This is a genomic window from Candidatus Thermoplasmatota archaeon (genome assembly GCA_029907305.1).
Classification (GTDB): domain Archaea; phylum Thermoplasmatota; class E2; order DHVEG-1; family DHVEG-1; genus JARYMC01.
On record JARYMC010000057.1, the window covers coordinates 1 to 10,062 of the forward strand.

Annotated in this window: 13 protein-coding genes; 8 read left to right on the top strand and 5 right to left on the bottom strand. The window is 36.6% G+C overall.

The genetic code is table 11. The features are described from left to right. The first annotated feature begins 110 nt into the window (after positions 1 to 110). The 4 genes from QHH19_05125 to QHH19_05140 all read left to right on the top strand — a co-directional run bounded on the left by QHH19_05125 (position 111) and on the right by QHH19_05140 (position 5,172). Complete coding sequence (locus tag QHH19_05125; protein MDH7517707.1) at positions 111 to 1,355, top strand: MBL fold metallo-hydrolase; 1,245 nt, start codon at positions 111 to 113, stop codon at positions 1,353 to 1,355. A 71-nt stretch (positions 1,356 to 1,426) separates the two neighbouring features. Then, positions 1,427 to 2,674 (top strand): peptide chain release factor aRF-1, encoded by a 1,248-nt coding sequence (gene prf1, locus QHH19_05130; protein MDH7517708.1) that lies wholly within the window; start codon positions 1,427 to 1,429, stop codon positions 2,672 to 2,674. 118 nt (positions 2,675 to 2,792) lie between these two features. Then, positions 2,793 to 4,844 (top strand): oligopeptide transporter, OPT family, encoded by a 2,052-nt coding sequence (locus tag QHH19_05135; protein ID MDH7517709.1) that lies wholly within the window; start codon positions 2,793 to 2,795, stop codon positions 4,842 to 4,844. Further along, the gene (locus QHH19_05140; GenBank protein ID MDH7517710.1) at positions 4,819 to 5,172 is read left to right on the top strand and encodes a PqqD family protein; all 354 of its coding nucleotides are present in this window, start codon (positions 4,819 to 4,821) and stop codon (positions 5,170 to 5,172) included. The genes QHH19_05135 and QHH19_05140 overlap by 26 nt, the downstream gene beginning before the upstream one ends. A gap of 6 nt (positions 5,173 to 5,178) precedes the next feature. Here the strand turns inward: QHH19_05140 and QHH19_05145 are convergent, their stop codons facing one another. Then, positions 5,179 to 5,850: a TIGR00289 family protein gene (locus QHH19_05145; protein ID MDH7517711.1), complete on the bottom strand. Its 672-nt coding sequence runs from the start codon at positions 5,848 to 5,850 to the stop codon at positions 5,179 to 5,181. Between the two features lie 91 nt (positions 5,851 to 5,941). On the opposite strand from QHH19_05145, the gene QHH19_05150 reads away from it, so the two are divergent. Both QHH19_05150 and QHH19_05155 read left to right on the top strand, forming a co-directional pair. Further along, entirely contained in the window at positions 5,942 to 6,709 is a 768-nt protein-coding gene (locus QHH19_05150) for an MTAP family purine nucleoside phosphorylase (protein MDH7517712.1), read from the top strand. Beyond that, a complete protein-coding gene (locus QHH19_05155; protein ID MDH7517713.1) occupies positions 6,706 to 7,128 on the top strand; it encodes an archease in 423 nt (140 codons plus the stop codon). Before QHH19_05150 ends, QHH19_05155 begins: the two co-directional genes overlap by 4 nt. Before the next feature lie 3 nt (positions 7,129 to 7,131). Here QHH19_05155 and QHH19_05160 read toward each other — a convergent pair whose 3' ends face one another. Further along, on the bottom strand, positions 7,132 to 7,473 hold the full coding sequence (locus tag QHH19_05160; GenBank protein MDH7517714.1) for an SdpI family protein: 342 nt from the start codon (positions 7,471 to 7,473) through the stop codon (positions 7,132 to 7,134). 259 nt (positions 7,474 to 7,732) lie between these two features. On the opposite strand from QHH19_05160, the gene QHH19_05165 reads away from it, so the two are divergent. Continuing rightward, a complete protein-coding gene (locus QHH19_05165) occupies positions 7,733 to 7,942 on the top strand; it encodes a DUF1858 domain-containing protein (GenBank protein MDH7517715.1) in 210 nt (69 codons plus the stop codon). A 2-nt stretch (positions 7,943 to 7,944) separates the two neighbouring features. On the opposite strand, the gene nikR is transcribed toward QHH19_05165, so the two are convergent. Further along, complete coding sequence (gene nikR, locus QHH19_05170; GenBank protein MDH7517716.1) at positions 7,945 to 8,358, bottom strand: nickel-responsive transcriptional regulator NikR; 414 nt, start codon at positions 8,356 to 8,358, stop codon at positions 7,945 to 7,947. Positions 8,359 to 8,469: 111 nt separating this feature from the next. Here nikR and QHH19_05175 point away from each other — a divergent pair, with 111 nt between their 5' ends. Then, positions 8,470 to 8,763 (top strand): hypothetical protein, encoded by a 294-nt coding sequence (locus QHH19_05175; protein MDH7517717.1) that lies wholly within the window; start codon positions 8,470 to 8,472, stop codon positions 8,761 to 8,763. 13 nt (positions 8,764 to 8,776) lie between these two features. On the opposite strand, the gene larC is transcribed toward QHH19_05175, so the two are convergent. Further along, complete coding sequence (gene larC / locus QHH19_05180; GenBank protein ID MDH7517718.1) at positions 8,777 to 9,505, bottom strand: nickel pincer cofactor biosynthesis protein LarC; 729 nt, start codon at positions 9,503 to 9,505, stop codon at positions 8,777 to 8,779. 5 nt (positions 9,506 to 9,510) lie between these two features. Then, the coding region (larB, locus tag QHH19_05185; protein MDH7517719.1) for a nickel pincer cofactor biosynthesis protein LarB at positions 9,511 to 10,062 on the bottom strand (552 nt) is incomplete at its 5' end.

The window sequence follows — 10,062 nt, forward strand, 5'->3', positions numbered from 1 at the left end:
CACTAAGGTTATAATTGTTGGTAGAGAAGAATCAGTTCTTAAAGTCAAAATAAAAGATCAAGAGCAAAACATTAATCAACTCTTGTTTACTTTTCCCCCTCTGATTTTAGATGAATAATAATAATATTAAAATTCAGTTTCTTGGTGGCAGCGGCGAGATAGGCAGCTTAGCTCTGGTGTTAGAGGTGGATGGCATGAAACTATTGTTTGAGTATGGTATGTCCCCTACTAAACCACCTGGTTACCCGCTTCCTCCACCACCAGTAGATTTAGCATTATTGTCCCATGCGCATCTTGACCATTCTGGTATGATACCCTGGCTGTGCTCAAGGAGTGATCTAAGTGTTTTTGCAACTGAGCTTACGGCAATAATCGGTGATTTGCTGTTTAAAGACTCTATAAAGGTTGCTAAGATAGATGGTTACTCCATTCCTTTTGATAGGAATGATATAAAGGATGCTGAACACAGTTTTGTAAACGTATCACCATTCCAAAGAAGAGAAATCGGGGAAGACAGTGAGATCCGTTTTCATTCAGCTGGGCATATACCTGGTTCACTAATGTTCGAGTTAACAGGTTCCCAGAAGATTCTTTTCACAGGCGATATGAATGTTATAGATACCAGGCTGGTAAAGGGAGCAAAACCAGTGGGTTGTGACATTCTATTCATTGAGGGCACATACGCTGGTAGGGAACATCCAAAGCGTAGTGAACTAGAAAAAATGTTTCTCGATAAAATCGATGAGGTCGTAGGCAGAGGAGGTGTTGCTGTTATCCCTGCTTTTGCTGTTTCACGAAGCCAAGAACTTCTCATGGTACTAAGAAACTCTGGATACAATATATGGTTTGATGGTATGGGTAAAAAAGTCACAAAGATTTTTTTGAAACACAGAGAAGAACTTAGGAACGTAGCTGATCTTAAAAAAGCATTTAACGAGGTAAACCTAATACACTCAGATCATGGTAGAAAACTAGCGTTGAAATCAGAGGTTATATTGACATCTAGTGGTATGCTTGATGGTGGACCTGTTTTATGGTACATGAATAAGTTGAAAAACGACAAGAAAAGTGCGGTTCTACTAACAGGTTATCAGGTTGAGGGGACAAATGGTAGACTTCTTATGGATAAACATAAACTAGATTTTTATGGTGTCACTGAAGACGTGCAATGCGAGGTCCAGTATTTTGATTTCTCTGCTCATGCAGGGCATAGTGAGCTAGTAGAGTTTGCTAGACGATGCAACCCAAAGAAGATAGTTTTATTCCACAGCGATAACAGAGAGGCGCTTGTTAAACCCATGTCTGATTTCGCAGAGGTTTACACACCTGGTAACGGAGAACTATTTGCTTTGTAACAACCTAAATAATTTAAATTTTAAAAGATGTTAAATTGAATAATGGATGTTAGAAAGGTGGAAAACAAAAAATGACTGAGCTGACACAGAGACAAACATATGATCTTAAACGAAAAATCGAGGAGCTTAAGTCATGCAGAGGTAGGCATACAGAGTTAATCTCTTTGTATATACCGCCAACAAAACAGATTTTTGATGTCATGTCTTATCTCAGAAACGAGTATTCTCAGTCACAGAACATAAAATCAAAAACCACTAGGAAAAACGTAGTTTCTGCTATAGAGTCTATAATGAACAGGCTTAAGCCTTTTAAGAAACCACCAGAAAATGGTCTTGCTATGTTTGTCGGTCATAAGAGTGTTGGTAGTGATCAGACAGAGATGGTTGCCTATGTTATAGAGCCTCCTCTGCCTGTTATTACTTTTCTATATAGATGCGATTCCACGTTTTATACCGAGCCTTTGGAGCAGATGTTTTCTGAGCAAGAAATATATGGGCTTTTATTGATGGATAGGCGAGAATGCACTATTGGTATGCTTAGAGGCAACCGAGTTGAGTTGCTTCGTTATATGACTTCGCAGGTCCCTGGTAAACATGGTAGGGGTGGTCAATCTCAGCGGCGTTTTGAAAGACTAACTGAGATAGCTGCTCATGAGTGGTTTGTTAAATGTGGTGAGCGAGCAAGTGAGATATTTAGAGCAGAAGAAAAACTAAAGGGCATAATTGTTGGCGGTTCTGGTCCGACTAAACAATATTTTGTTGACGAGGGTTACTTGCATTATGAGGTTCAGAAGAAGATTATAGGTATTTTTGATACAGGTTATACTGATGAATATGGTTTGAAGGAGTTGGTTGCTGCTGCAGCAGAAACCATGACCGACTTAAAAATTGCGAAAGAAAAAAAGATCATGAAGCAGTTCCTCCAGGAAATAACAAAAAACGATAAAAGTCTCGCTGTTTATGGTGAACAGCAGGTACGTAAAGCTTTGGAGATGAGTGTCTTAGACACTTTGTTACTCTCAGAAAACCTTAGGAAATATAGAGTTAAAATTAAATGCCCATCTTGTGGTCATATTGAGGATAGAACCCTTGATGAGGATGCTTTAAATAATTTTGTTAAACCTGCTTGCCCTAAATGTAATTCATCTATTCCTATGGAGATTGTTGAAAAGATAGATTTAATTGATGAGTTGTCTGATATCGCAGAGAAAACAGGTTGCAGTGTTTATCTCATATCTCAGGATAGTGAAGAAGGTGATTCGCTTTTTAGAGCATTTGGTGGTATGGCAGGTATTTTGCGTTACTCCTTAGATTTATAATAATCTCATTATACAATCTTATCATATGTGTATTTAAACCTATTATATATAAAAGGGGTATTATTTGTACCGATAGTTTTATAAATAATATAAGATATTATTTTATTAGGTAATATACATGTCGTCAAGAGAAGATTTCAAATCATTTATACCAGCTAGTAAAATTATACCTGAACTGACATTGAAAGCTGTTTTGGTTGGTGCTATCCTCGCTGTTATTCTTGGTGCAGCAAACGCATATCTTGGTATGTATGCGGGTATGACTGTATCAGCTGTTATTCCTGGTGCAGTTATGGCCTTTGCATTTTTGAGGCCTTTTAAAGGGACTATACTTGAGGTTAACCTTGGTATGATGGGTGCTGCTGCTGGAGAAGCACTTGCAGCAGGTGTTATTTTTACTATACCTGCTCTCGTTCTTATAGGGGCTTGGAGCGATGTTCATTGGTTTGAGACAACAGTGATTGCTTTCCTTGGTGGTACTCTTGGTGTTCTATGGATGATACCACTTAGGCGCGCTATGATTATCAAAACAGATTTACCTTTCCCAGAAGGAGTAGCTGTTGCTGCTGTTCTCACAACAACTGTTGGTGGTGAAACCTCTGAGAAAGCCAAGAAAGATGGAAGTAAAGTTAGTGGTATCTGGCTTCTTGTTGGTGCTCTCATTGCTGCCTTATTTAAATTCGGTCAAGTTGCACTTAACATGTTTAGTGGTGCACTCCATGGTATAGCTAACATAGGTAAATACAGCATTGGTGGCGGGGAAAAACCAGGGGTTTTATATGGAGGGTTAGCTGCATCACCTGCTTTGCTAGGTGTTGGTTGGATCATTGGACCGAAGATTGCTGCTTTTGTTTTCGTTGGTGGTTTACTTGGATGGGTTATACTTGCCCCTCTTATAGCACTCGCAACAGGTTTACCAACTCCTATCAGCCCAGGTGATATTGCTGATGCACTTTCTTTTGGCAATGGTAATCTAGAGATAGGCGCTCAGATTTGGGGTTTCTTCCAGATATGGGGGAAATACATTAGATACATTGGTGTTGGGGCGATGGTAGTCGGCGGCCTATATACTATATTTAAACTCAGAAAGAACCTTGCTAGTGGAATCAAGGAAGCTGTTCATGGTATTAGAGGCGGTCAGGGTGAGGTTAAAAAGAGGACAGATAGAGATGTAAATATTAAGCTCGTATTCATTTTAATTGGTATACTTACTATACCGATAGCTTTGATTTATGGTATGATATCTGGTTTGTGGATTGTTTCTATTTTAATGGCTGTTTTTGCTGTTTTCTTTGCTTTCATAGCTAGTGCAATCGCTGGTTATATGGCAGGTATACTAGGTTCATCTAATAACCCGATATCTGGTGTAACTGTTTCAGTTTTGCTTATAACCTGCTTAATTTTATTAGGTTTTGGAATTAGTGGAACTGGTGCATATGGTGTAGCAATTCTCATAGCTGCTGTTATCTGCTGCGCTGCAGCTATATCTGGTGATGTGCTACAATCTTTGACATGTGGTCAGATGATTGGTGCTACACCAAGAAATCAGCAGATAGCTGAAATCATCGGCGTGGCATGTGCAGCTCCTATACTAGCAATAATTGTCCAGGCGCTTGACCAAGCATATCATATAGGTAGCCCAAGCTTACCAGCGCCACAAGCATTCCTCATGCAAGGTATAGTTAAAGGTGTTCTTGGTGGAGAGATGGTTTGGCCGTTTGTTGTCGCAGGGATGGTATTAGCGTTTGTATTAATTTTGATAGGTTTACCGGTTTTACCAGTTGCTATTGGTATATATCTACCATTCACTTTGAGTACACCTATATTCTTTGGTGGTATAGTTAGATACTTTACAGATAAAGTCATTGCAAAGAAATACGGTTCTGCTGCTGAAGAAGAGATCAGCGATTGGGAATTGGCGATTAAACAGACTGACGTTAAACCAAAAGAAAAGATTATAAGAACAGGACTTCTTCTCACCGCTGGAATGATCGCTGGAGAAGCACTGATGGGTGTTACCGTAGCATTCCTGATCATATTTGGTCTAAACCTTTCAATGTTTAATTACCCACCAATCTTACCTAGCATAATAGTATTCATATTCATAGCAGTTCTCCTGGCGTACATCCCATTGAGAGAAATATATGCGAAAAAACAAGAACAGGGCTAGACTACCTACTGTTGATGAGTTTCTACAATATGTACCAAGACGACTGGATTTCGAATGGTACACAGAAGATGATCTTGTTAGGATAAAAGTGCCGAAGTTCAAGAGTAACTTCGGTAAATCTTTTTGTAATTTCATAAAAAAGGATAACATTTTTGTTGCTAACCTTGACAGGATAGGTTCCTTGGTTTGGAAAAGCTGTGATGGTAGAAACAATGTGAAACAGATACTAGACATAATAACGAAAGAGTTCCCAAATCAAAAAGATATTGACCAACGGTTGTTTTTGTTCCTCCAGCAAATGAAAGCGTTGCACTACATTGATTACTAAAAAAACTTATTTCTCTGTAAGATGCGCTTTTTTAACCAACATTATGCCATTATCTCTATTCCATTCTTTTGACACATCATCAAGAACAAGCCTTTTTTTAAAAAGCGGGCAATCTAAAACAAGAGTCTCAAACTCACCACCCTCACCAGCAACATTTATTTTATGCCCATCACATATTTTTACTAATTCATCTACACATTTATCATCTATATTTCTACCAAGCCAAGTTTCATCAAACCCCTTAGCGAAGACACCAACTATTACTGCTTTAAAACCAGCATTAACCTGCTCTCTTAAAATAAGTTCTTGATTTTTATGCCACAGCGGTGTAAATGATTTTATTCCCAAGTCGTAGCAGATTTTTTCTATACGTGTACGCTGGTACTCAGATGCTAACGCTCCGCTAATCACACCGTTGATATCAAGATTTTTTAGTACATCTTTCAAATCATTTAACTCTTCTTCTTTTTTCCCCTTTGTCACTCTTTTAATCAAAGTTATACCCATTGATTCTGCTTGTAGTTCTGTAAGGTGAATATTTAATGTATGATACATCCAAGACTCTTTGTTTTCAGATACTATAGTTACAAGTTTTGTTACATCCCAGCCATACTGCTGCGCTATATAAATAGCATATGTAGAATCTTTTCCACCTGAGAACAATGCAGCAACTTTCATACAAAAACAGGTAATATCTTTTTAACAGATAAACATTTATTGTACAAACCGCTTTAAACCAGCTACAATATACAGGAGATTTGTGGACAACATGAAAATCGGAGTAATATATGGTCATAGAATCCCAAACTTTGTGAAAAAAACAGAAAAAATAGAAGTAGAAACACCATATGGTAAGGTTAATATTGAATCAGCTAAACTATATGATCATGAAATATTTTTGTTAAACCGCCATGGTAAACAATCAAATTTACCTCCCCATAAGGTAAACTATCTTGGTAATATTTGGGCGTTATCATCATGTCACGTTGATTGTATCCTAGCAATCAGTGTAGTTGGTTCTTTGAAAAAAAACATAAAACCAGGTGACCTTGTTGTACCTCATGATTTTGTTGATTTCACAAAATCAAGAACATACACTTTTTTTGATGAAAAAAGAGTCCATGTTGACATGACTAGTCCCTATTGCCTATCTCTAAGAGACATTTTGATAAAATCATGTAAAAAACAAGGTGCAGCTATTAAATTACATGATAAAGGCGTGTACCTTGCAACAGAAGGGCCACGATTAGAGACACCAGCTGAAATCAAACTTTTCTCACAATACACAGATATTGTTGGTATGACCGCAGTTCCAGAGATTGTTTTAGCAAGAGAAAAAGGAATATGTTATGCATCCCTATGTGTTGTTTGTAACATGGCAGCTGGTATGCAAAGCAAACTAACAGCTGATGAAATATCTAATTTATACAAAAAGAAAGAACCTTTTGTTTCAAAAATATTGAAAAGTACAATAGAGGATATTGAAGAAAAAACATCTTGTGGTTGTAAAAGAATCTTATCCAAGGCATCGTTATGAATCCGGATAAATATGAGATAATAGAGCATACAGCAGACATAGGCATAAGAGCATATGGTAAAACACTCTCAGAGGCTTTTGAAAACGCAGCAAAAGGCATGTTTGATATTATAACTGATAAATCAGAGGTGGAATCAGTAGGTCAATATGAAATCAGATTAGATGCACCTGATTTAGAACAGTTGTTAGTAGATTGGTTGTCTGAGTTATTGTTTTTAAATACCTCTCAAAACCTTGTTTTTGGTTTCTTTAAAGTAGAAATTGATGAAAAGAAAAAGACTTTGAGGGCGCAGGTTTTTGGTGAAAAATACAATATATCCAAACACAAGGTTGGTACAGAAATAAAAGCTGTCACGTATCATATGCTTGAGGTGAAAAACAAAAAACCTTATCACGTTCAGGTTCTATTTGATATATAGAAATCACAATTTTTTAAGGTAAATAAAACCTCTGATTAGAACAATGAATACAGAACCTATTAGTAATGCTGCACCTACATAGACGATCAAAATAATTGAAAGACTATCCCTTGCTATCAACATAAAGAGAGAAATTAACGAGATAATAATTCCCATTATGACAAAATCTCTACCAACATATTTGTTTGATTTATACCAAACTTCGTTGTTTGAAAGTGTTTTTGGTAACCTAAATCCATAAAACCAGTTTGGTTTAACCTTTTCCAAAAGCAAAGGTATACCCATTATAATCTCTAGTAATCCAACCAAGATGTAGAGTAGGATTATTAAAACATAGTTATCCATATGCATCCTTTTCCTATTTTTTGATTTCTGTATAATCTCCTGTAATTTAATACTTTCAGCGACCCCTTCTTTTAATTTAAATAGTTGCACGAACCATTTGGTTTTTTGTTAAGCTAAACCGGACGGCCCTCAAACTCGAGAGATCCCAACCTTTTTTCCTCCCGGAAAACCTCCGTCCGGTCCTCTCCTCACCCTGTTTTTGACAACAAGGATTATATGGTAGATTTTAATACAACAGCTATACCAAAAGGTGAAAATAATGGCAAAAGAAAAAATTACAGAGGATATGACAATAAAGGAAGTCATTGATAGATACCCTGAGACAGCAATGGTTTTTGCAAAATACAATGTTGGTTGTATAGGTTGTCTTGCAGCATCATTTGAAAAAGTAAAAGATATCGCTGGCATCCACGGTATAGACATCAAAACATTGGTTAAAGATTTAAACAAGGCGGTACAGACAAAATAATTCTATGGTGAACTTTTTGTTAATACCAGTTCACCGTGTTTTATCCCTTTCAATGCCTTAATTGAATCTGCAAGTTTTTGTATATTTCCTGTTTTTCCTCTTAGTACTAACACTTCTAGGCAGTTATCATGGTCAATATGTATATGTGTGGTTGTTAAAATCTCGTGGTGATGGTCATGTTGTATTTCAAGTAGTCTGTTTGTTAGCAGGCCAGCGCGATGGTCATATATTATTGTTAATGTTCCTAATCCTACTGCATCAGGGTCCGAACTTTCTTCAGTGATTATGTTTTTTCTTATTATGTCTCTTATTGCCTCTGAGCGGTTAGTGTAACTTTTTTTCTTGATTATTTTGTCGAATTTGTTCAAAAGTTCTGGTTCTATTGATACACCAAATCTTGTTATTTTTTCTGCCATAGTAACACGTTTTACAGATAATCGTGGCACGAATTTAAATTTTTTGCTACCAAAAAGTATATATTTTAAAAGCAATTATCCTAAAAAAACAATTATTGGAGGAAAAAAAACATGGTATGTTATGCTGTACCTACAGTCGCAGCTATTGTACACTATGCGACAAGAAAAAAAGTTGTAAGCTGGAGAACAAATACTCATCATCTATGGTTGAATTTACTACTTCTTGGTGGTGCAATCTTTGGAGTAGTTGATCATCTCTGGAACGGAGAATTATTCTTGATAGGAGAAAACATATTCTTTGATTTGCTCCTTGGAGTAACTATTACTGTGGCAATGTTTGTTGTATGGGCTGTTATAGTAACCCTCGACAAAAAAACATCTAAATTACCATCAAAAACTGCATGATTACTTTATATCTTTATTTTTTCTCTTTGTACAATTCTCCTAGAAAAATCCTTAACAAATTTGGGTAAATGCTTTTGTTTTTTCCACTGCCATAACCTATTTTATTTATTTTCATAAGTGGTATGTTACCAAAATGGTTAGCAACTGTTGTTATAATTGCTGCACCAGTTGGTGTCACAAGCTCTTGTTTTCTCTCATCAGAATAAACAGGTACTCTTTTGACTAACTCAACAGTGGCAGGTGCAGGTATTGGTAATATTCCATGAGAGCATTCAATAAAACCTTTTCCCATTGGTAGAGGAGAACAATAAATTTCTGTGATCCCTAAAGCATTTATTCCAATGACTGAGCCTACTATGTCAATTATTGCATCAACTGCTCCTACTTCGTGAAAATGAACCTGTTCAATTGGTATATTGTGAACTTTGCTTTCTGCTTCACCTAGACGCTGAAAAATGTTTATACTCTGTTGTTTAACTTTTTCGTCTAACCCACTGTTATTAATCAGATTTTTTATATCAGATAAACTCCTATGACTGTGAACCTCTTTTATCTCTATGTTCACATCAGTTCCTGTGATATGGTTATATGATATCTTTCTCGTTTTAATCTTGTATCCTTTGAGATCAAGTTTTTTTAACTCTTTTTCTAAAACAGAAACCCTGAATCCTGCATCGATTAATGCACCAAGAATCATATCACCAGCGATTCCAGAGAAACAATCAAAATATGCTACAACCATTTTTTTCACCTATTGACTAGGCTAGCGAAATAACCTGCGCCAAAACCATTGTCTATATTTACTACAACAACTCCCTCAGCACAAGTATTCAGCATAGTTAGAAGCGGTGCAACACCTTTAAAACTTGCACCATATCCAACGCTTGTAGGAACAGCGATAACTGGTTTTGAGGTTAGGCCACCAACAATACTTGGTAGCGCACCATCCATACCTGCAACAACAATTATAACATTAGCAGAAAAAATCTTTTCTCTGATATCAAACAATCTATGTACACCAGCTACGCCTACATCATAAACCTTTTCAACCTTGTTACCAAGTAATTCTGCTGTTGTAACTGCTTCTTCAGCAACCGGAATATCTGATGTTCCCGCTGTCAAAACCAGTATCTTGCCTTTCTTTTGTTTTTGTTTATGTTGCTGAATCACAATAACCTTCGCCTGTTCATTATATTTTGCTTTTGGATATCTTTTTTTAACAGCATTATACAAAGTTTTTGAAGCCTTTGTTAGTAGTATATTTTTGTTGTGTTTTGTCATAGTTTTTAGAATGGACAG